The sequence below is a fragment of the Sphaerochaeta associata genome (assembly GCF_022869165.1).
In the GTDB taxonomy this organism is placed as follows: domain Bacteria; phylum Spirochaetota; class Spirochaetia; order Sphaerochaetales; family Sphaerochaetaceae; genus Sphaerochaeta; species Sphaerochaeta associata.
Genome location: NZ_CP094929.1, coordinates 1,258,977 through 1,281,045, shown reverse-complemented (window position 1 = coordinate 1,281,045; position 22,069 = coordinate 1,258,977). Strand labels below are relative to the sequence as shown.

The 22,069-nt window shown below is 50.4% G+C and carries 16 protein-coding genes; 3 read left to right on the top strand and 13 right to left on the bottom strand.

Annotated features, from left to right (window positions below; all coding sequences use genetic code 11):
• Positions 1-93: 93 nt before the first annotated feature.
• The 13 genes from MUG09_RS05860 to MUG09_RS05800 all read right to left on the bottom strand — a co-directional run bounded on the left by MUG09_RS05860 (position 94) and on the right by MUG09_RS05800 (position 16,528).
• On the bottom strand, positions 94-2,754 hold the full coding sequence (locus MUG09_RS05860) for an EAL domain-containing protein (RefSeq protein ID WP_244774447.1): 2,661 nt from the start codon (positions 2,752-2,754) through the stop codon (positions 94-96).
• A 142-nt stretch (positions 2,755-2,896) separates the two neighbouring features.
• Positions 2,897-3,640 (bottom strand): 6-phosphogluconolactonase, encoded by a 744-nt coding sequence (locus tag MUG09_RS05855; RefSeq protein WP_244774445.1) that lies wholly within the window; start codon positions 3,638-3,640, stop codon positions 2,897-2,899.
• A 28-nt stretch (positions 3,641-3,668) separates the two neighbouring features.
• Positions 3,669-4,862, bottom strand: a complete 1,194-nt coding sequence (nagA, locus tag MUG09_RS05850) for an N-acetylglucosamine-6-phosphate deacetylase (protein ID WP_244774442.1) — start codon at positions 4,860-4,862, stop codon at positions 3,669-3,671.
• 20 nt (positions 4,863-4,882) lie between these two features.
• Positions 4,883-6,481, bottom strand: coding sequence for a hypothetical protein (locus MUG09_RS05845; RefSeq protein ID WP_244774440.1), 1,599 nt, complete (start codon positions 6,479-6,481; stop codon positions 4,883-4,885).
• A 16-nt stretch (positions 6,482-6,497) separates the two neighbouring features.
• Complete coding sequence (locus tag MUG09_RS05840; RefSeq protein ID WP_244774437.1) at positions 6,498-7,736, bottom strand: AGE family epimerase/isomerase; 1,239 nt, start codon at positions 7,734-7,736, stop codon at positions 6,498-6,500.
• A gap of 49 nt (positions 7,737-7,785) precedes the next feature.
• Positions 7,786-9,531: an ABC transporter permease gene (locus MUG09_RS05835; RefSeq protein WP_244774435.1), complete on the bottom strand. Its 1,746-nt coding sequence runs from the start codon at positions 9,529-9,531 to the stop codon at positions 7,786-7,788.
• Positions 9,531-10,649 (bottom strand): ABC transporter ATP-binding protein, encoded by a 1,119-nt coding sequence (locus MUG09_RS05830; RefSeq protein WP_244774433.1) that lies wholly within the window; start codon positions 10,647-10,649, stop codon positions 9,531-9,533. Before MUG09_RS05830 ends, MUG09_RS05835 begins: the two co-directional genes overlap by 1 nt.
• Before the next feature lie 68 nt (positions 10,650-10,717).
• On the bottom strand, positions 10,718-11,704 hold the full coding sequence (locus tag MUG09_RS05825) for an ABC transporter substrate-binding protein (RefSeq protein WP_244774431.1): 987 nt from the start codon (positions 11,702-11,704) through the stop codon (positions 10,718-10,720).
• Positions 11,705-11,864: 160 nt separating this feature from the next.
• Positions 11,865-12,695 (bottom strand): hypothetical protein, encoded by an 831-nt coding sequence (locus MUG09_RS05820; protein ID WP_244774429.1) that lies wholly within the window; start codon positions 12,693-12,695, stop codon positions 11,865-11,867.
• A 3-nt stretch (positions 12,696-12,698) separates the two neighbouring features.
• Positions 12,699-13,619, bottom strand: a complete 921-nt coding sequence (locus MUG09_RS05815; RefSeq protein WP_244774427.1) for a TIM barrel protein — start codon at positions 13,617-13,619, stop codon at positions 12,699-12,701.
• 2 nt (positions 13,620-13,621) lie between these two features.
• Complete coding sequence (locus MUG09_RS05810) at positions 13,622-14,386, bottom strand: DeoR/GlpR family DNA-binding transcription regulator (RefSeq protein WP_244774425.1); 765 nt, start codon at positions 14,384-14,386, stop codon at positions 13,622-13,624.
• 106 nt (positions 14,387-14,492) lie between these two features.
• Positions 14,493-14,981 carry a DNA-deoxyinosine glycosylase gene (locus MUG09_RS05805; RefSeq protein WP_244774424.1) on the bottom strand — a complete coding sequence of 163 codons (489 nt, stop codon included), beginning with the start codon at positions 14,979-14,981 and terminating at the stop codon, positions 14,493-14,495.
• Positions 14,975-16,528 carry an NAD(P)/FAD-dependent oxidoreductase gene (locus tag MUG09_RS05800; RefSeq protein ID WP_244774423.1) on the bottom strand — a complete coding sequence of 518 codons (1,554 nt, stop codon included), beginning with the start codon at positions 16,526-16,528 and terminating at the stop codon, positions 14,975-14,977. Before MUG09_RS05800 ends, MUG09_RS05805 begins: the two co-directional genes overlap by 7 nt.
• Positions 16,529-16,679: 151 nt before the next feature.
• Here MUG09_RS05800 and MUG09_RS05795 point away from each other — a divergent pair, with 151 nt between their 5' ends.
• Genes MUG09_RS05795 through MUG09_RS05785 form a run of 3 tightly spaced genes read left to right on the top strand, consistent with a single transcriptional unit; the run spans position 16,680 to position 22,024 of the window.
• Positions 16,680-17,945, top strand: coding sequence for a TolC family protein (locus MUG09_RS05795; RefSeq protein WP_244774422.1), 1,266 nt, complete (start codon positions 16,680-16,682; stop codon positions 17,943-17,945).
• Between the two features lie 12 nt (positions 17,946-17,957).
• Positions 17,958-18,896, top strand: a complete 939-nt coding sequence (locus tag MUG09_RS05790; protein ID WP_244774421.1) for an efflux RND transporter periplasmic adaptor subunit — start codon at positions 17,958-17,960, stop codon at positions 18,894-18,896.
• Positions 18,893-22,024 carry an efflux RND transporter permease subunit gene (locus MUG09_RS05785; protein WP_244774420.1) on the top strand — a complete coding sequence of 1,044 codons (3,132 nt, stop codon included), beginning with the start codon at positions 18,893-18,895 and terminating at the stop codon, positions 22,022-22,024. Before MUG09_RS05790 ends, MUG09_RS05785 begins: the two co-directional genes overlap by 4 nt.
• Positions 22,025-22,069: the final 45 nt, after the last annotated feature.

Here is a 22,069-nt window from a genome sequence, read left to right as displayed (position 1 = left end):
TCACGATACGGTACAGAGGCAAAGAGTAAGGACCCAATAACCAACCCACATACGCAAAGCAACCTGCTTTTATGCATAGGCACCTTCTTGGTTTTATGTTTTTATGGTAACTTGTTCAACTTGCTTGAGAAATACTGCCTCATCAACGGCTTTGGAAAAATAGTAACCCTGATACTGATCACATCCGATCTCAGCGAGAAATGCCAGTTGCTCGGCCTTCTCCACACCTTCGGCCAGCACCGTGGCCCCAACTTCCTTGGCCAGGAGCAAAACCGTCTTGTAGATGGTGATGGATTGTGAGTCCGGATAACGGGAAATGAATGAACGGTCGATCTTGATCATATCAATCGACAGTTCCATGATATACGAGAGGGAAGAGAAGCCCGTTCCGAAGTCATCGATGGCGATGGCTATGCCTTGGGCATGCAGTTTGTCCAAGGTTGAGTTTGCAGAAGTCAGGTTCTCTACTGCGGTATGCTCTGTCAACTCAACAGTCAGAAAGTTGTCGGGAATACGATGCTCCCTGAGTTGGGAACCCAAAAGATCAATCAGGGATGGGTTGGAAAACTCCTCGGGACTCAGATTGATGGACAGGGAGAAGGCCGGACAGGCTGCTCGCAGAAATGCTAGATTTCGGCTGAGAAATTGAATGGACTCTGTGATAACAAATCGTCCCAAATGGTCAAGTTGTTGCTGCTCTTGAAGTATCGGCAAGAATTCGTCGGGGCTAACGGTTCCTAGAACCGGATGCTCCCATCTGATCAAGGCTTCCGCCCCGATGATGGTTCCACTTTCAACGGAGAGCTGAGCCTGATAGTACAACCGCATCTGATCGGTATTGAAGACAGTCGAAAGCGCATCGCGGATTGCTGTATGTCGTTGGTAACGCTTTTTGACATCACTTGTATAGAAAACATACCGCCCGTTCTTCAGTTTCTCCACCATCTGGCTTGCCAGATATGCATCCACCAAAAGATCGAAGATATTTGAGGAGGTGGAGGGGTAATGAGAAATTCCGCAATCCAAGCGGATGTCCAAGGTGTTGTAAGGCTCTTGGAACGTTCTTACCAGTGATTGAATCTTCTTGGACATTGATTCATCCAGTTCGGTGTCCTTAAGGAAAACGAAATAGGAATCAAAGGAGAAAGCATGGACTCCTATTGTCGTGCCCAGAAGCGTTGAAAGCGTAGCGGCCAGACTTTGAGAAAACTTGACACGCTCGCTCTGATTGAGCAGCATACCCAATTCCTTGCTGTTCTGCACCCTGATGCACAGACAACTCACCGTGGTCTTATGGTTCAATAAGGAAAAAACCGATGAAAAACACTGCGAGGGGTCATGGTTTGCCAACTCACACAGCTCGCTGATGTCAGAGGGTGTCCACTGGGAGGGACTGTACACTTCTACACTGTACTCGAGTTTGTTCCCCCTGGTGAAGAGATGGGTTATGGACAGGCTGGTCAAGAACTTGTTGCCGGAGCGATGAAACACCCACGCCGGATGTATCTCTTCCTGATGCCGAGTATGCGTGACCACTTGAAGATCCTGCCTCAATCGATGGGAGCTCCTGCCTATCAGCTCATTCTGCGTGTACCCCGACAACTCCTCGAAAGCCTGGTTGCAGAAGGTGATGTTCTGCTGCGCATCACACACGACAATGCCGTTGGTGGCATACTCTGCAATCAGGGAGCTGATGCGCATTTGCTGTTTGTCACCTGCACGTACCTGAAAAAAGACAACCAATATGCTGCCCAATACAAAGACCAATACACTAATTGCATATTTAACGGAACCATGGGAGAGCAGGAATTCGTGGGTCAGGTGCGGAACATCGGCGGTGTTGAATGAGCTTACCAGCGTCCAAAGACGAACACGACCCGGGTTCCAGGAGAGCCGCTCGTAGGTTCTGGGATAGACGGCTTGATAGGTGTAAATAACATTTCCTATTACAACCGAACCTTGATCCGAATCATAAAGGGAGGAGCGAAGTTCCGGGATTTCGGTAAAAAGATTCCTATTGGTCTCGTAAAGGGCCAGGCATGAATTTTCACCGCTGAGAAGCACTCTTCCTTGCGGGTCTATAAGGGAGAAGCTCAGATCCTTGTTCAATGTACCCTGATAGGCTGCCATAAAGGAGAGTAGATGGCATGCATCGAAATCGATGGCTACCACACCGAGAAACACCGATCCACGATAAGCGGGCAATGCAAGGGTGATGACTGATTTTTGATTCCCCTTCTCATCCGTTTCAGCGGTTACCTTGGATATATAGAGCACCCGTGGGGCTAGATTGCGAACAGACAAGAATAGTTCAAACTTATGCAGGTCCTCCAATTGCTCTTCACTTACCAAGGTAATGAGACCACCGGGGTTTCGATCCACCTGGATAAGCTCCTTCCCTTGCGTGTCGATGAATCGCTGGTGAAAAATATACTCTTTCTGATTTGTTATTCTGACAAACAGCCTGGCCAAATCCAAAAGCGTCGTCTCGTTGGGATCCTGTGCATAGTCCGAGAACTCATTTGAGTTGTAGACCACCAATAAATCAGACACGTATTGTGAAAATACCGACTCGATCTGATTGGTAATGATGAGTGTGCCTTTCTGCTGCTCTGCCTGCAGGGTGAGCGAGGCTTGTGCCTTGAGAGAGCGCTCATATCCAAAGAGCAGGGTGAAACAGACCAACGTTATCGGAAGGACCAGTAAAAACATCAAGCGTAGAATGCGCCTGGGTATCTTTCCATGCAGGACCATTGCGTCTCCCTTGTACACACCAGCGGGGCATCTGAATCACTACGAGAGTAGGATACCACAGCAGAAGCGATGGAGGAAGCGTGAAGCAAAGAACTCCTGGAATATTATTGAATATTCCAAGAGTGTCCTATCAAGAATACATTCAGGCTAAAGCAACCAATTTTGAGGCGGAATTGATGTCGATGAACAAATTCCAATCCGGGTGGGTCTTCAGCAGGGTTGCCGGAACCATCGGGTCCACAGGCCGGGTGATGGTGTTGTAGACCGCCTCGGCCTTCACTGCATGAGGGACCGAGGAGACGACATGCCGGCACGCCATGATCTGGCGGGGGCACATCGTGACGGCCTGCCTGGGAACATCCTTCAAGGACTTGAACCACCCCTCGCCCACCTGCTGCTGCTTGCACCGCTCGTCCAGCTCCACCACCTTGTAGGCAAGGTCGGTCTCGAAGTCGGCCGGCGGGTCGTTGAAGGCGATATGGGCGTTCTCCCCGATGCCGATGACCCCCACGTCCACCACCTTCCTCCTCAGTTCGGCACTCAAGGCGGCGATGTTCTTCTGCACATCGCCCTCCCCGTTGACGAAGTGGGCGGCCTTCAGGTTCACCTTGGATACGAAGCGCTCCTTCAGGTACTTGCGGAAGCTTGCGATGTGGCTCTCGCCCAGCTCCACATACTCGTCCAGGTGGAACATCTCCACCTTGCTCCAGTCGACGGCCTGTTGCGTCAGGGCCTCCATCGTCTCGAACTGGCTCGCCCCGGTGGAGAGGATGATCCTCGCCTCCCCCCTCGCCTCTATCGCCTGGTTGAGCAGGTCGGCTATCTTCGCAGCCGCCCTCAGGCCCAGCTCCTGCGCCGTCTCGGCGATCGTAATGGTAATGCTCATACGTTGTCTCCTCTGGTTCTTGGTTCGGTCAGCCTCTCGGCTGCACCTCTTTTCCTGATACAAATACTCGTTCGATGGTGATGTCCCGGTCGAAGACCAGGAGGTCGGCCTGCTTGCCGACGACAATCGAGCCGGTAACGTCGCCCAGCCCCATGAAGGAAGCAGGCAGCAGAGACGACGCCCTCACCGCCTCCCACAAGGAAAGTCCTGCATCACGCATGAGGACGCGGACCATCCGGTCGCACGTTGCGACGCTGCCGGCGAAGCAGCTCTTGTCCGGCATCTTGGCGATCCCGTCCTCGACGATCACCGCAGTGCCCCCCTCGATCGGGCCCAGGATGGAGGGCCCTTCAGGCAGGCCGGCGGCCCTCATGCTGTCGGTGCACGCACAGATCTGTTCGCTCTTCTTGGCCTGGTAGACGAGCCTGAGCAGGGCCGGGGGAAGGTGCATGCCGTCGGCGATCACCTCCAGCGTCAGCCCGTCGATGAGGTAGCCGCTCTCCACGACCCCCAGGATCCTGAACCCGTTCCTTCGGGTAATGGTGGACATCGCCGAATAGAAGTGCGTCAGGTGGTTGATGCCGTGGTCGAAGGCCTCGCTCATCTGCTCGTAGGTGGCGGCGGTGTGTGCAGCCGAGAGATGGATGCCCATCGGAACAAGCTTGTCCGCCATGGCAAGGGCCCCCTCAAGCTCGGGGGCGAGCGACCAGCGGCGGATGAGCCCTTCGGCGTACTCGACAACCGGCAGGTAGTGCCGCTCGTCGGGCAGGCGCAGGTGCCGCTGTTCCATCGCACCCTTCTCCAGCGGGCTGAAGTACGGCCCTTCCAGATGAAGGCCCGGCAGGTGCGGCATTCCCTCGGTCAATGCGCTTGCCTGCTTGAATACATCAAGGGTCTGATAGAGGTGCTTGTCCGTGGAGGCAAGGGTGGTGGGCAGAATCGTCGTGGCCCCGTAGCGCAGGTGCGCTTTCGCAGCCTGCTCGAAGGCCTCGACCGTCCCGTCCATGTAGTCGAAGCCTCCCGAGCCGTGGGTGTGGATGTCCACAAAGCCGGGGGAGAGGTACTGGTGGCGGCAATCGATGGTGGAGCCTGCTTTCTTTGCCCAGGTTTGAGCAGCAGACATCGGTCCAAATGCAAGGATGCGCCCCTGCTCTTCCACCAAATATCCGTTTTCCTCAATCCTATCTTCCAAGATAAGACTGGCATTGATGAAGAGTTGCATCGGCCAAAGCCCTCCTTGGCTCATTCGTAGATGGCTAGATTTGCGTTTACATAGCGATCAGTAATGCTTCTAATGTCGGCAACCGCCTGTTCACAACACTTTTGGCTGTTTGAAGCAACTTCCCAGCGAGCCATTCCTTCCTCACTACGACTGATGCGTTGGGCTATTTGCAGCCAATCCCCGGTTAGATCGGTTTGTACATCAATGTGCTCCGGAAGCCCGCGACGCATGAGTGTCGCGTCCAAACTGCTTCCATCCTCCATTGCAGTAAAAACCTTAAGACCTTGTTTACGAAACAAGTCTTCCACTTCTGCAACAACCGGTTCCAGGTACTCATCAGAGAAGAAATGGCACGGCCACTCCCTTTCTCTAAAAATACTCTGTTGCCGCTTAAGGGCTAGCATATAAAGCTCGGGAGAAGCAGCCCATACTTTGGCAGTGAGCAAGGTGAAGTACAACGTGTTTTCAGTTGCGGCAAAGCCCTGAGAAAAGTCGTCCAGATTATAGGGAAAATTCATATAATAATGAGCGGATTCCTCACTGGCCACAAAATACTGCTTCTTCAGGTTCCTTCGAAGTGCCTCCTTGATAAAGGAGTGTCCGTTTCGAATGATATGAACCCCAATGCCGCTCTTCGCTTGATACACGACAGAGAGAGGATTTGCCTTCACATCGTAATACATGTGAGGGTCCCATGCAGAAGTTCCAAAGAAACCAGAGGCATGCACTTTCTTGAAGAACTCATTGATATGTGGAATCAGGATTGAGAGGTTGAACGATGGGGTAATTTGTTCACCCTCCTTGGTCATGATGTCCATTCGATCACCATCACCATCAAAACAGAATCCAAAATCAAATTCCCCACTTCTCATCATGTCCCATGTCGGCTTAATACTTTGTGCGATAATAGGATTCGGATCACCTGCGGGAAACCGGCCATCTGGAATCAGATTCCTTGCACGCACTGCAGCACCTGCAAATTGCAGAGCCTCGGTAACCTCGGTGCCTGCAGCTCCACACAGGTAGTCTACTAAAATGGAAGTGCCCTTCAGAGAATCTTTTTCCAAGCCGGCGAGTTTCAGGGAGTATGAGATGTATTCATCCAGATAACGGTGCACCTTCACCAACCCTCTCTTCTTCGATGAGGACCATTGGTCGGAGTTATCGCAATAGAATTCCCGGATACAGGTAATACCTCCTTTGGGGCCGCTTCCCATAGCCAAGGTCTGGAATCCAGGAGCCATTACCTTCATTCCTATATAGCTTCCCGGATTGTGGCTTGCAGTAAACATGACTGCTGCTGATTGGGGGTTCTGCATACAACTGTAATAAAACTGACAGGTGGAAATCTGCAATGGATTTACGACAATATCCAAACCCATGTCAGCAAATACTTCAATGGCAAGCTCTAGTAATGGTGGAGCTGCCAGTCGTGCGTCTCTTCCAACAACAACAGAAGACACCTGCAGGACTTCGATGAAGTACCGGCCGATGGCCTTGACAAGACGCAGCATCAATGGTGCATGAAGCTCTGCACTTTTTGTTCTGATATCATATGCCTTGAACATGCTCGTGTTCAGCGCTTTTCTTTCAATTTCCGACAACTCTTCATATTTCATGGTCAATATCCTTGAATTACTCTACATTCATATCCAATATAAGCAGATGCATACGAAGTATATGATAGGGATCCTTCACCCCAAGTGCGACGATTCGCTCTTGGGGCAACCCCTTCCGTGTACGTATCTGAATCCACTCTTCTCCTCTGTCAGAAGGAAAGGTGGAATAGGTGTACTGTTTCAAACGCTCATACCAAAGAGCAAAACGCTCATCTTTGGCAACCCTATAAAAACGGGCACATGCATAGAGTGCTTCTACATGAGGCCACCAGAGCTTCAGATCCCAAGTGGACGCCACGAGTCGGGAGAATGCCGAACCATCACACACTCCTTTCGGTTCTCCCCCATCGGTATCCACATAGCGCAGCAAACCTCCCCACTCTTCATCCCATCCTAGTTCGAGCGATGATAATACATAGGGAGAAAGCACCTCATAATACTCGTCACCAAGCGCATCAAGGCAGAACCACATGCATTCAATTGCATGCCCGGGATTGCGATGCCTGGCCAGCAATCCATGTTCCTTGCCAGCTTCCTTGTAGACCACCTCACGAATCTGCATGGTTCGATTCTGTGCAAAAACCTGAAGCACGGAATGGGCTGCAGTTTGGGCATCCTTGTGGACATCAGAGGCTTCGGGCAATCCCAGCGCTCGAAGGACCGTTGCCAGCTCATGAGCGGTGTTGCAGATAATCATGGGAATCGATTGCGCAGTCGCGCCAGGGGGAAGTGGGTAGGGCTCGGTTCTGATGATACCCCGTGCCATAACCTGCTTCATTTTGTTATAGATGCCGAGAGCTTTCAAACCAATGTCCTTTCGCTTGGCAAGCAGGGCATAACGGGAGAAACCCATGATTACAAAACAGTCGGCATACATGCTTGCATACTTGCTGCCATCGGAGGCGCATGGCTTTGCCTGCCCCGTACGATCAAGCAAGAAAGCACAGACCTCATCCTCACCGCCCAGCAGTGCATGCTCGCTCAGCAGGCTGTAGAGTGCATCGCATCGTTTTCTGTAGCGCATGAGCGTTGCGTCATCAAGGCCTTCAGAACAATGAGGGTGATCCAAAAGGTACGAAAGACACCACAACATCCTTCCTTGGGACCACGTGAACTTGTCATCTGAAACCTTTTGCTTTCCATCATTCGTGAAACACGTAAACACCCCACCGTATGCATCATCAAATGCTGAATCCCAAAATGGAAGAATCTGGGACAATAGATGGTCTTTGAACCATGAGAAATCGATGTCCATAGTAAGTCCTAACCCGGTACCGAAGTCTCCTTCGGTACCGAAATACGGGTCAACCCATTTTGAAACTTGAGGCAATGGATTTCCCTTGCTTATGATTCATCAGGTAGACGATTCCAAATACGACCACCAACAAGATGACCGAGAGTGCACTTGCTTCTCCAAGCTTGCCATCAGCTACGGCTCCATAAATCTGAATGGGAACCGTTCTGGTTCGTGAGCTGTAGAGCAGAATGGTAGTACTCAACTCCTGCAACAACGTTGTGAGGGTGAGAATCGACCCACTAATAATCGCCGGCATTATGAGAGGAACACTAACCCTGCGGAATGTATAGAACCAGTTAGCCCCTGCAATGGTGGAGGCTTCCTCCAGCGAAGGATTCAATTGCGAAAGGCTGGCTGCAACCGAGCGATATACATATGGAGTGCGACGAACCATGTAAGAGATGACGATGATGGTATAGGTACCCGTCAATTTGATCAGACTATTGCCGCTGAAAGCCGAAAGCAGGGCAACAGAGACAACAGTACCAGGAAGAATGAATGGGGCCATGATCGATAGATCGAGCAAGGCAGCCCCCTTGGGCTTCTTCCTTTCTGTGATGTAGGCGATAAGGCTTCCCAATACCGCTGCCAATACCGTTGCCAGGATAGATAGGTAGAAGGTGTTGAAGAGCTCCTTGTTTGAATATTGGGGAATCCGAAGATAATTTCTGAATGTGAAACCTTCAGGGAAGAGACCTACCCACTTCTCAAAGAAAGACATCACGATGATGGTAATCTGAGGCAAGAGTGAAACCACAAGAATTATGATGCAATACACGATGGCAATAATTCTGATAGCCTTTCCTTCATGTAGCTTGATTTCCGAGTGTGTTGCCGAAATGGTCTCATACTCGTGTCTATTGATCACCTTTTTCTGAAGATACAAAACCAAGGCGGTAATCAACACATTGACAACTGCAATGGAAGCAGCACCATTGAGGTCCCAAAAACCATTGACCCGGAAATAAATCAACGTAGGAAGTACATATTTGTCTCCGCCGATAATCGCAGGGATACCGAAATTTCCAATTGCCCTGACAAAAACCAGCAAAGCACCTGCGCCTAGGCTGGGGAGAATCAAGGGAAAGGTGATGGTTCTGAAGATGTGCCATCGACCGGCACCCATCAGCATGCCTGCTTCTTCCAACAATGAGTTTGCCGAGGCAAAAGCACCGTAGGAGAGTTGGAACACAAACGGGTAATACGTCAGCGTCATACAGAGAATCATGCCGAACATACCATAAATTGTCGGTACTTCTATGCCGAGAGGAGCAAATATGAAATTCAGGAAGTGACGAACCACCCCTTGTCTGCCCAAAAGAATCACCCAGGTGAAAGCTCCAACGAAGGAAGGCATGATTATCGGGAGAATTCCTAGACTCAGCATCAAATTTTTACCGGGCATTTTCACACGAGCCACAAAATAGCCCATAGGAACACCGATCAAAACACAGAAGAACGTAACTGCAAGACTTACAATAAACGAATTGAGCAATGCCTTCTGATACATCGCACTTTCAAAGAATTTGGTAAATCCCTGCAAAGAAAAGGATCCCAGAACCAACTTGTTCCCCGAAGGCATGAATGCCCTGAGCATGGTCACCACCATCGGGTACACAAGGAAGATTGCCATAAAGGCAAGAGGAACTGCAAAAACAAGATAGGGAGTCAGATCTTTCTGCAAAAACTTCTTCAAGCTTTTCTCATCACTGCCCTTTATGTTGACTGGAGGTGTGGACTTATTGATATTCATTAGTTTCGAACCTCCGGCAGGAACATGAACGGCAAGCCTTCCTTCACTTTTACGTACACTGAATCACGTTCGAAAACACCTTCCACCATATAGGGCATATCGATCTCCATCGAGGCATCGCTTATACTCGAATCCAGAACCACCTCGTATCTGACGAATTGTCCCAGATGCTGTATGATCTGTACGGTTCCCCTGATGCCTTCAGGGGTCTTCTCCCTGCAGATTTCCAGTTGTTCGGGACGTGCTCCGAGCAGAACAGAGGCTCCATTTTCCACAATCTTTTTGTTGCTGAATCGAATGTTCTCAGGACGCACTGAAATAGTCGTTTGAGTACCTACAATAGTGGCTTTTCCTTGTCCGGAAAGCTTTGCATTGAAGAAATTCATTTTGCCAATGAAGTTTGATACAAAAGCATTGTTCGGGCGGGTATAGAGTTCATTGGAAGAACCAATCTGCTCCACTACACCTTTGCGCAAGACAGCCAACCGGTCTCCGATAGCCATTGCTTCTTCCTGGTCATGAGTAACAAAAATGGTGGTAATGTTGGTAGCCTTTTGAATTCTTCTTATCTCAGCCCTCATGTAACGACGAAGCTTGGCATCCAAATTGGCGAGCGGTTCATCAAGCAACAGTATATCCGGGTCATACACGAGCGCCCGGGCGATTGCAACACGCTGCTGCTGGCCACCGGAAAGTCCTGTTGGAGAGGGGTTGCGCTTCAACTCCTCGGTCAGGCCGACCAACTCCATCACTTCTGTGACTTTTTTCCGGACGATGTCATCCGCAGTCTTTCGAACACGCAGCCCATAGGCTACGTTTTCGAAAATATTCATATGTGGATACAGAGCAAAGCTCTGGAATACCATGCCAATATTTCTTCTGAAAGGAGGAATAAGGGTCATATCCTTATCTCCATAGAGTATCTGACCGTCTGTAATCGACTCCAATCCCGCAGTTGAGCGTAATAGCGTGGTTTTTCCACACCCGGAGGGACCGAGAAGACAAAAGAGCTCACCGGGTTCAATGGCAAAGGAAACATCCTTCAAAGCATGTACGGGATTCTTGGATTGTTCCCCGAAGATTTTATTCACGTGTTTATATGTCAGGTTCAGACTCATGATTGGTAGGTACTCCTGTAGTTACTTGACTATTCCTGCCTGGGTGAATCCCCAGGCAGGAATGAACATTACATCATATTCGAGAAATCGTTGATCAAGGTTTCCTTGATGTTCTTTGCTTCAAGATCATCGTAGGGGAAGAGCTTTATTTCACTGAGCGCCGGCAGATTCTCAGGTCCGGGCAACTCGGTGGTCACTACTCTTCTGTTACGTGTTGAACGAATGATTTCGTACGCTTCCAAGCTGGTGATGAAGTCCATGAATAATTTTGCAGCCTCGGGATTTGGTCCGTTTGCAATAATTCCGGTAGCGTCAAAGCGTGCACCTGTTCCCTCCGCAGGATAGACATAGGTGACAGGAGAACCCTCGCCAATATATTTACCGATATTGGACTCACCTGTGACGGTGATTGCATACTCACCGCGCGCTACAGACTCCGGACCTGCAGTGGAGCTTGCTGTAAATACTGCGTTCTTTGCGAGTTTTGCCAGGAAATCATTCCCATACAACTTGTAGAGCATGTAGACCTGAGCATAGGCAGAACCCGAGAGAGCCGGATTTGCAAGAATGATTTCACCCTTGAAGCGGGGGTCGACAAGGTCGGCCCAGGACTTTGGATAGTCCGAACTCTTCAACAGATTGGTATTTACCATAATCGCCTGAAGCGGCATGGAGGATCCATAGAATCTCGGCACGTCTGCACTATCGCGAACCGATACATCAATCTTGGCATGATTGATGGATTTATACGGTGCCAGGAAATCATAGGCAAGCTCCATATTTTCCTTTGCAACCATCAAAAGAATATCTCCATCTGGTTTTGGCTGTTCGGAATAGAGCCGATTCACCAATTCCCCGGAGCCAGCCCGGATAATGCTTACATTGATACCCGGTTGCTTTTCGTTGAACTTCTTTACGAGAGCTTCTGCCTCATCCTCGCTGGCTCCACTCCAGATGGTGAGCTTGTCAACCTTTTTCGTTTCACTTGCACCTTGTGCGAACAAGGGATTGAAGAAAAGAATCAGAGTGAAGAAAACAATAAGCGCCTTTTTCATACCATGCCTCCTATGTGTTGGTACGTTCTTGAAACCAAGAAAGTAAATTTTCCATAGTATATGGGCGACATGAAAGAAAACGCAAGTTTTATTTTTCTTTTTTTATCTATTAACGCATATCAACTTTTCTTTTCCGGATATACAATCAGAAATAGCAATTTTAAACAATAATACGCAAAAAACTTCTATCGTCAAACGAAAGATTTCCTGCAATGAGTGGTTTTGTCGCTCTGAAGGTGGAAACCATCAAGGGATCCTGGCGTAATTGCAGTTCCAGCGCTTCTTCAGTCGCTGCGAGGGTTGGATGGAGCTGAGGATACCCATCGCTTGCCAGTACGACTATGGTCGGAGCATCGGGGAGGTTCACAATCTGTACGTGTTGGTAATCAGAGAAAAAACCATCCAACACAGTGTATCTGTAAGATGATGGAAATACGGAATTCTGAAAAGCTGGTTGCAGTTGCATGAATTCCTCAAGTTTTGCCTGGATCACCTGCGGATTTGCCAAAAGGTATTCAACGGTTTGACCCTGCAACATCGCATGTTCAACCAACAGTGCACGAACATCCTCCATAAGAGTATCGACAGCCTTATGACGCGTCGTTAAAACAGAGCCGACAAGAGCCTGGCAATCGCCGAGCACCCATACCTGCCTATGGAACCTGCTCACAAGAGAAACATATGCCGAGCAACGCTTTGCAGGATTGGAATAGGCCTCCTCCTCTACCCCTTGGCTTTGATACCAAGAGAGTATTGATGCGTTCATTGCATGAAATGCCTGCTCCATAGTCGCTGCAGGGTCCAATGTGGATAGGCAGGAGAGTATACTCTCTTTTGCAATGATCCCACTACTTCGCTGTGTAGAAACCAACTGGAGACGGCTGGTACATCCATCAACAACAGCGGCAAAGTGTGCATTGACGAACACGCCATCCTCGCATAATTCAGCCTTACCTCTTTTGCCAATACACAGTTGCTCTAGAACTTGCATCCCCTACTCCTGTCCACCGTGTTGTATTGCAGCAATTTCCTTAAGGAGAAAGCGGGTGTTATAGTCAAAATCCTCCACCATCTCCAGTGTCAGGTTTGCATGGGTTCCTGCCAACAGTTCAAGCACTTGGCGTGCAGGAAAACCGTATTTATCGAATGTATGGTGGTCATCAGAGAAATGCTTTGCCGCCGTATTGGTGGCATTACTGTGCAAGTGACAGTTAACAACCTTGTCGGTTTCAATTATTCTTTGAATAGCAGGTAGATAAGGAAAATCATAAACAAAGCTTGATATCCATAAATGGCCGACATCCAAACACAGATACACATCCTGAAGGGCAGCAAGCCGCTCCATTTCCCATGGGGTTTGGAAAAGATACCCCACACGAGGATTCAGGTTCTCGACGGCCAGTTTGACTCCATAGGTTCTGGCAACCTGCGCGACATGCTCAAGTTGCTTGAAAGCCTGAACGGCATGGTAGCGGTAGATGTCCTGGTTCGGATAGTCAGCGCCGCAAATGGCACCATCGGCATGCACTATGTACCGGGAAAAAGAGGGGTCGTCAAGCAGTTGTTTCCTTGCAGCGTTGGATGACGGCATTGCCCGATCACAGACATATCCCGGATGGAGCACCACAATATCGGCATTGCAGGACCGTGCAGTTTCAAAGCTTTTGCAGATGGCATCATAGCTTTGTGCAATTACTTGCTCATCATGACTTCCAAAATTTGGAAAAATGGGAAGGGCCGGGCAACAAGCATGCACCGATGCGATGCGACCTGCAAGCATGGGACTGACTTCAGATAAGAGTTGCTCGCTCATCTTATAGGATAGTTCATAATGCATCGACGGGAATGCAGTTTTATATGCTGCAATTTCTGATGCAGAAGAAAATCCAACGAGAGACATTACGTGTTTTTGCATAATCAGGCTTCATCCACAACCATTACTTTCACTCCCTGGCTTTCAATGACCGTTCTGATCTCTTCAGAAATGGAATCGGTGATGAGGTAGTGGATGGAATTCCAATCACACACTTTTGCCAGGGAAAGATGCTCCATCTTGGAGCTATCGACCAGGAGACAGACTTTGGAAGCACTTTGGATCATGGTTTGTTTCGTGTCGGCCTCAATGAGGTTCGTACAATAGACACCATGCCTGGAAGAATACCCGGCAGCACCAAGAAAACACCAATCAGCATGGATTTGTCGATAAAACTCCTTGGAGAAATTTCCCATCAACCCCATCGACGGCCTTCGGAGAATGCCGCCAGCCATTAAAAGGTCTACTTTCTCAGCGTGCATCAACTCCTGCATAACCAATAAGGAGCTTGTAGTAACGGTGATGGGCAGATCGGCAATATACTGAGCTATGTGCAGTGTAGTGCTTCCATTGTCGATGATAATGGACTGTCCACTTTTAATGAACGTAGATGCAAGCTTGGCAATCGCTATCTTCTGGTTGGTATATTCATTGATGGTTTGGGAAATGAATCGTGAACTTCCCTGTGTTTCCGCAGGTACTGCTCCCCCATGGGTTCGTACCAGCAATCCTTTCGTCTCCAATTCATCCAAGTCGCTACGGATGGTAACTTTCGAAACATCCAGTGAACGAGCAAGCTCCACCACTTGCACAGACCCATCCCGAGCAAGCACCGAAAGAATCTCTTTTTTCCTAGCTGCAGGATTCATGGTCTCTCCTTGTCGACAAACAGTAACACTTGTATTGTAATAATGCTAGGGAAATTTGTCATCCCTTTTCTTTTTTGCTTTTCAATTTTCCTAAACTTTCCTTTTCCTAGCACTGTATCGGGTGAACAATTGAGTTTCTCCATACCTCCAGCTTCTGCCCAAAGCCCAGTGTATAGGCAGGACTGGTCGAGGCAAGTGTCTGAAACTCAATGGCAGGGGGGTAATAGCCGATAAGGCGACGATAGAAGTCGGAGGCTTTCTGTCCATTGAACAAAATTCGATTCAGCATGGCATGTTCGTCAATGAACAGTTTCAAATCGTTGGGTATCACAGTGGTGTATGCAGAGTCGGCCGAGCCTTTTCGCTCAAACTCTGCCAAGACATCCCACAAGGCGATATCATTAGCCAGAAGGAGATTCCACTTCTGCTCATAGGTTTCAATCGGACCTTGGAGTATTTCTGACATAATCGGCCAGAACGCATTGCGTTCATGACCGTAATACTGCTGCTTGAGACTCGATACCACGCTCGGTCCGGTACCAAGAATCAGGATCCTGCTCTGCTGCGAGTGAATGGGAGGGAAGCCTTTCAGCATCCAAGATACTCCTTCACACTCTCTGCACAGGCAACACCATCCATTGCTGCACTGACAATTCCTCCGGCATACCCGGCCCCTTCGCCACAGGGAAAAAGACCTGCATGATCAGGGTGCATCCTGCTTTCAGAATCACGAGGAATCCTCACAGGGCTGCTGGTTCTCGTCTCAGATGCCAGTAACAGGGCATCATTGGTCAAGAATCGAGAAGCCTTCCTGCCGAATGCCTCAAATGCAAGGGCAAGCCGCTTGGATATAAAGGCAGGAAAGAGGGCGTGCAGATCTGCATTCACCAACCCGGGGATATAGGATGATTCGCACAAATCCTTCGAACGTACATGCTTGACAAAATCCACCATGCGCTGCGCCGGGGCCTTGATGCTCTGCTGCGCATACGAAAAGCTTCGTCTTTCAAGGGCTTCTTGGAACTCAAGCATACCCAGGGGACCGCTGAACTTGTCGGTGGGGAGATCCTCGGGATGAAGCTCGACCACCATGCCGCTGTTGGCAAACTCACCCTTGCGGTCCGATGCGCTCATTCCGTTGACCACCTGCTGGCCGGCCTGCGTCGCTGCAGGAATGACGAAGCCGCCGGGACACATACAGAAGGAGTAAACACCACGGCCCTCCACCTGATGGACGAACGAGTATTCAGCTGCAGGAAGGTATAACCCCCTGCCCTCTTCCTGTTTATATTGCATCTGGTCGATGAGGTGCTGCTTATGCTCAAGGCGTACACCCATGGCCATGGCTTTGCTCTCTATGCTGATTCCCTCAGCATGCAAATACCGATACATGTCTCGGGCGCTGTGACCGGTGGCAAGAACAACGGGACCGAAATAGGTTGCACCGTCAGAGGTTTGCACCCCTTCTACCACCGACCCCTTCCTCAACAACGCGACCACCTTGCTTTGGAAGTGAACCTCTCCCCCATGGGAAAGAATGGTAGTCCGTATCGCCTCGATCACCTGGGGCAGCTTGTTGCTGCCGATATGGGGATGGGCGTCGTAAAGAATATCCAAATCGGCTCCGTGCTGACAGAGCTGGCTTAAGATTTTGGAAACATCTCCTCGCTTGGTGGCACGCGTATAGAGCTTGCCGTCGCTGAAGGCACCGGCTCCGCCTTCACCATAACTGTAGTTGCTCTCCTCATTCACCACACCGGTACGCACCAGGGAGGCAAGATCCTTCTTGCGCTGGTGTACATCGGTTCCCCGTTCGAGGAGGATGGGTTTGAGTCCCAGTTCCAACAGTCTGAGCGAGGCAAAGAGACCGGCAGGACCCGCACCGACTACAATTACGCTTTTGCTCTCACCGACGTTGCAGTACGAAACCGCTTCAAAGGGCGCATCATCCTCTGTCGAGGAGAGCCTGACGATCAAGTCGACCACTACGGGACGCCGACGAGCGTCTATGCTGCGTCGAATGATGCGGACACTTGCGATGTCGCGTACCGGAATACCTGCTTTCTTTGCAGCTGCTTGCTTAAGAGAGGAAATATCGGCGGCCTCCTTGGGAGACAGCCTGAGGTTGATATCAATGTGCATGCCTGTATTGTATCGGCGTACCTCAAGCAGGGTCAATGAAGCTCTCCTTTAAAACTTCATATTCCTCCTGCAACTCTGCATATACTCTTGGCCAACCATTCATAGGGAGGACGTACCGTGTCGACATACAAATCAATGAGGAGACCCCTTTATGCCAAGATTACGAATCATCCTACTTGTATTCCTGCTGGTCTGCACCCCGCTCACCGCCCGGCAACTCACCCTTGAGCAAGCACTGCAAAGTGCAACAGCCTCCAGCCTGACCGCCCATAATGCAAAGCTGACCTTGGAGAAGCAGTTGAACCAAGCCTCCATCAATGCCCATCTGCCATCCATCAGCATATCGGCGGGAGCGACGGCTTCAACAAGCCTGCTTGAGCAGAACTCAAGCGCCCAGATCTCGCCTGCAGCATCCCTCTCCTTCTCGCTCTCCAGTACAGACCGATATGCAAAAGCTTCCAATGCATCGCTCGCAAAAACCGCTCAAACGACCTACAGTTCCAGCCTCCAGAGCCTAGGGATGCAGGTAATGCGGGCATACTGGAATGTAGCTGCAGCACAACTATCCTATGAACAACAAAAAGCGGCGTGGAAACAGGCACAGGCTTCGCTTGAGGCGATGCAAGCAAAATACGAAGGAGGAAGGGCCAGCAGCCTTGCAGTAAGTCAGGCCAAGCTTGCATTCTCACAAGCATCCCTTACCTTGGAGAGCCGGAAAAACGACTATGAGAGTGCCAAGCAGACTCTACAGACCCTGGTAGGCTATGAGTTTGAGGAAACCGCCGACGAGTTGCTGGACATCCAATCACTCAAGCCGCTCGCCGATTTACAGAACCTCGTACTCGCAACGTCCTCCATACAACTACTCGCATACAAGATTGAACAAGCAGAAATCTCCCTTAAGCAGACCCACGCAACCACCGCCTCTCCCATCTTGGCATTCAGTGCATCGACTTCGCTTGCAAGCTCCTTGTCGACCGCCGGTAATTCTTACATCCGGGACACCACCCAGATCGGCATTTCCGTATCACTCTCCCTTGACCCCTATCTGCCGAATTCCAGTTCTCAAGTTACTTTGGAAAATCTCCAGCAGGATATCGCCCTTGCAGAAAACGAACTGCAACAGGGTATACATGCTGCAAAATCAGAGGTAAAAACCCTCTACCAGAACCTAATGCAGCTTGAGGCGCAGCTGCAGTATCTCTTTGAGTACCGAGAGGCATCGGAAGTCACTTTCGCCTATTCCCAAGCCGCCTACGAGGCCGGTGAAATCACCTACCTGGAGCTCATGGAGAGCGAACAACACATGCAGAACGCCCGGCTTTCCATCCTGCAGCAACAAGTCACCTATACCGTATCGCTCTACGAGCTCGCATATCTTTTGGAAACCGACGTCAAAACCATCATCAATGCATAAAGGAAATCAACTATGAAATCATCCATGCTGGATCGTATCACAACCATCATCCTGCTTCTCATCTGCCTCGTACTCAGTGTCGTCATCATCGCTCGGTTCACCGGTGGTTCATCGGAATCCGGAATGAACCAACCGGGCATGCAGGCCCGTTCGAATGAATCGTCGGTTGTGAATGTAGCGGTGCAGGAAGTGAACCGTACTACATTCTCACGAACCACCACCCTCGGAGGCGAGTTGACCAGCGAACGCGAAGCTGTGTCGATCACCAGCACCCTTTCGGGTAAAGTAACCGAAGTGTTTGTAACCGAAGGGCAGACTGTTTCCAAAGGTGATCCAATTGCAGTAATCGATCCATCCACAGCTGGAAGCACCTATAAAAGCACCACCGTCACCAGTGTGATGGATGGGACAGTCTATCAAGTATCCGCCTATGTCGGACAGCAAGCCACCAACGGGACGGTGCTGGCCACCGTCGGGAAAACCGGGGAGTTGGTGATAGAGACAGCCTTGTCCGAACGGTATCTGGCAACGTTGCATACGGGGCTTGAGGCCTCCTTCACTACCGCAGCATGGCCTAACGAAATTCAGAGAGCCGTAGTCACACACATAGGGTCCAAGGTACAGGCATCCAATCGGACCGTCAAGGTCATCCTGTCCCCTTCTGTCCAGGATGACCGGTTCAAGGAAGGCATGTTTGTCTCGGTGACTCTCATAACCGAAAAGCTTGAGGATGTTATCGTGATTCCCAGTGATGCAATAACCACATACCTCGGAGAGCCGGTTGTCTATATTGCCGAAGGAGGAACAGCAAAGCGGGTTGCCGTCACCATCTCCGTTTCGGACGACAACCTCAGTGTGATAACCAGTGGCCTTTCAGGAGGTGAACAACTCATCACCGCAGGCTCCGTGGTTGAAGGCAGCAGGATTGCCGTCATCAAGGAGGAGATATGAAACTCAGTGAATTTTCCGTACGCAGACCGGTTCTGATCAGCATGACCTACCTCCTGCTGCTTCTTGTCTCGCTCCTCTTCCTCAAGGACCTTGATATTGCACTCTACCCTTCGGTTGAAATGCCCGTGCTTTCGGTGATGGTCGAAACAGGTGATGCAGGACCCGAAGAGGTCGAACAGCAAGTTACAAAAATCATCGAGAATACGGTGGGATCGCTTGAGGGACTTGAAAGCATCACAAGCCAATCGTCCGACGGCAGGGCGATGGTGATGCTCGAATTCGCGTATGGCACCGACCTGGATGAGGCTGCCAACAGCTTGGAAACGCTGCTCGGCAGGATGACCAGGCAGCTGCCCGACTGGGCCGAAACCCCATCGGTGATGCGATTCGACATGTCCTCATCCTCCACCTTCATGCGCCTGATGCTCACCGGATCCATGGATGAGCAAGCACTGAAACAAATCGCTGAAGACACCATATCCCCTCTCTTGTTGCGACTTGAGGGAGTAAGTCAGGTCGAAGTCAGAGGAGCAGGCGATACCCGGATTGAAGTCTCCATCGACCCGATCCGGCTCGAAGCCTTCAACTTGACGCTCTCCGATGTCAAGAATGCACTCGCCTCACGAAATGTCCAAGGAAAAGTGGGGACCATCACCCAGAACCTCATCGAATACTCCATCTCCTTGGATGAACGATACACCGATCTTCAATCCATACGGCAGACGGTAGTGGCAACCATCGACGGGGTGCCGATTCGCCTAGAGGATATCGGGACAGTGGCCGAATCTTTGGAAACCGGCTTCGATGAGCAATATCTGGATGGATCGGCTGTAGTAACACTCAGCCTTTCCAATGCTTCGGACAGCAACGCGGCCACCGTAGCCGGTCAGGTGACGAAGAACCTTATACAAATCCAAAACCAACTGCCTGAAGGCATCCGCCTGGTGGTGCAGCAAGACTCGACTTCCATGATTTCCTCCACCCTGTCAGAAGTATACAAGAGCGCCATCCAAGGGGTGATCTTGGCTGCTGTGGTGATTTTCTTGTTTCTCAGAAATCTGAAAGCAACTCTTGTCATCTCCCTGTCCATGCCGATCTCCATCTTTTTCACGCTGATGATCATGTCGCTGCTGGGCATCACCATCAACAGCATGAGCATGAGCGGCTTGATACTCGGTATCGGCATGATAGTCGATGCTTCGATCATCATTTTGGAAAACACCTATACGTATCGTCAACAAAAGCATAGCAGCGCCGCCTCAGCGATACTGGGAAGCCACAATATGAGTACGGCGATCATTGCATCCACCCTGACAACGATTTGTGTATTTCTTCCCCTCCTCATCTACAAGAACGAGCTGGAAATGATCGGCATCATGTTCCAAGACCTCATCCTCACCGTTTGCATCGCTTTATTTTCCTCGCTGATTGTGGCGCTTACCTTGGTTCCTGCTCTCAGCGGCAGCATCCTGCGTCTGGATACCCGGGTGCAAAAACCGTTGAAATGGAGGGTTCTCCGTACGCTCGATACTTGGTACGCCTTTATGGAAACCAAGCTGGAACAGGCTTACGCACACTTTCTCTCCTATTTTTTGCGCCATCGATTCCTGCTGATCATGCTGTTGATACTCTTGCTTATCTTCAGTCTCTCATTTTTCGAGGGCATCGGGATGAACCTCACGCCCCAGATGAATGCAGACGACAGCGTCACGCTCTCGCTCACCCTGCCAAGCGGAACCACCAAGGAGGCAAGCCGCAATGAGCTGTTCAGGATCCAGAAACTGGTAATGGAAGAGCTGCCCGCAGATGCATATTCACAAATCATGGTACAGGTGGGGTCCACCAATACAGGGTCGATTGAAATCAGTCTTCCCGACATTACCGAACAACACTATACTGCAAGTGAAGTCAAGAAAATCATCACTCCTCTGCTTGCAACAAATCCTGCTGCTGTATGGACTTTCGGTGGTGGTAGAGGACCAATGAACAGTAGTCCCATCAACATCAGCGTGAGCGGCAGTGATGCCGAAACACTCGCCCGGACCGTCAATGAGATAGCCTCCGTCATCGCCTCCTTCGTTCCCGAGGCGACCAATGTCGCTACCGACTTGGCAAATGGATCGCCGAAGGTGACGATTGCAATAAATCACCAATTGGCCGAGGAGTTGGGTATCTCGGTAAGCGAGGTTGTTTCAACGCTCTCCTCCGCCCTTGCCGGCTCGACCGCCACCACCATCACGACGATGAACGTCGACCAGTCTTATAATGTGGTAGTCTCCATGGATGGTACAAAATATAGTTCCATCAGCGACCTCGGGAACCTGTTGGTCAGCAGCAAAAGCGGCACCGTACATCTGGACAGCATAGCCACATTTTCAACCTCTACCGCCCCAGCCTCAATCACCCGTGAGAACAAGGAGCGGGTGAACCATGTAACTGCCAGCCTTGCAGAGGGCTATACGGCCGATGTGGTGCAGCAGAGAATCCAGACGGCCCTCGATCAACATCTGTTGGTAAGCGAAGGTGTGACTGTCAGCCAAGGCGGCGACATGCAGCAGCTTGCCAATTACGGTCCAACGCTGGTGATCATTTTCCTGCTCGCCTTGGTTCTCGTCTTCGCGGTAATGGCCGCCCAGTTCGAATCGTTGGTAGATCCTTTCATCATCTTTGCCACCATACCGCTTCTTCTCATCGGTGTCATCTTCATCCATATCATCACTTCCCAGGCGTTCACCCTCTTCTCGGTGGTCGGTATCGTCGCCCTGATCGGGGTTGTAGTCAATAACGGCATTGTCCTGGTCGACTCCATCAACCAACTGGTCAGGCAGAAGATGCCGGTCAAACAAGCATGTCTTACTGCGGCACGCACCCGGCTCAGACCCATCCTGATGACCACAATGACTACCATTCTCGGTCTTGTTCCACTTGCTTTCTTTCCCGGCGAAGGTGCTGAGATGATGCAACCCATCGCCCTCACCTTCATCGGGGGCCTGGTCACTGCAGGCTTTCTCACCCTCTTTCTCTCCCCGAGTTTGTATTCACTCTTGAATAAACGCAGGGAGAAACGATTCTTCGATCCCAACAGCCTTGCAAACCAACTTGCAGTGTTTGACAAGGAGGGAAGATAGTTCTTCAAGACGTTCTCTCCAAACGTACTTCGGCATGCCTCGCAA

Coding starts and splice junctions, on each gene's coding strand:
- MUG09_RS05860 (WP_244774447.1), bottom strand. CDS start 2,754: ATGGTCCTGCATGGAAAGATACCCAGGCGCATTCTACGCTTGATGTTT.
- MUG09_RS05855 (WP_244774445.1), bottom strand. CDS start 3,640: ATGAGCATTACCATTACGATCGCCGAGACGGCGCAGGAGCTGGGCCTG.
- nagA (WP_244774442.1), bottom strand. CDS start 4,862: ATGCAACTCTTCATCAATGCCAGTCTTATCTTGGAAGATAGGATTGAG.
- MUG09_RS05845 (WP_244774440.1), bottom strand. CDS start 6,481: ATGAAATATGAAGAGTTGTCGGAAATTGAAAGAAAAGCGCTGAACACG.
- MUG09_RS05840 (WP_244774437.1), bottom strand. CDS start 7,736: ATGGACATCGATTTCTCATGGTTCAAAGACCATCTATTGTCCCAGATT.
- MUG09_RS05835 (WP_244774435.1), bottom strand. CDS start 9,531: ATGAATATCAATAAGTCCACACCTCCAGTCAACATAAAGGGCAGTGAT.
- MUG09_RS05830 (WP_244774433.1), bottom strand. CDS start 10,649: ATGAGTCTGAACCTGACATATAAACACGTGAATAAAATCTTCGGGGAA.
- MUG09_RS05825 (WP_244774431.1), bottom strand. CDS start 11,704: ATGAAAAAGGCGCTTATTGTTTTCTTCACTCTGATTCTTTTCTTCAAT.
- MUG09_RS05820 (WP_244774429.1), bottom strand. CDS start 12,695: ATGCAAGTTCTAGAGCAACTGTGTATTGGCAAAAGAGGTAAGGCTGAA.
- MUG09_RS05815 (WP_244774427.1), bottom strand. CDS start 13,619: ATGCAAAAACACGTAATGTCTCTCGTTGGATTTTCTTCTGCATCAGAA.
- MUG09_RS05810 (WP_244774425.1), bottom strand. CDS start 14,386: ATGAATCCTGCAGCTAGGAAAAAAGAGATTCTTTCGGTGCTTGCTCGG.
- MUG09_RS05805 (WP_244774424.1), bottom strand. CDS start 14,981: ATGCTGAAAGGCTTCCCTCCCATTCACTCGCAGCAGAGCAGGATCCTG.
- MUG09_RS05800 (WP_244774423.1), bottom strand. CDS start 16,528: ATGCACATTGATATCAACCTCAGGCTGTCTCCCAAGGAGGCCGCCGAT.
- MUG09_RS05795 (WP_244774422.1), top strand. CDS start 16,680: ATGCCAAGATTACGAATCATCCTACTTGTATTCCTGCTGGTCTGCACC.
- MUG09_RS05790 (WP_244774421.1), top strand. CDS start 17,958: ATGAAATCATCCATGCTGGATCGTATCACAACCATCATCCTGCTTCTC.
- MUG09_RS05785 (WP_244774420.1), top strand. CDS start 18,893: ATGAAACTCAGTGAATTTTCCGTACGCAGACCGGTTCTGATCAGCATG.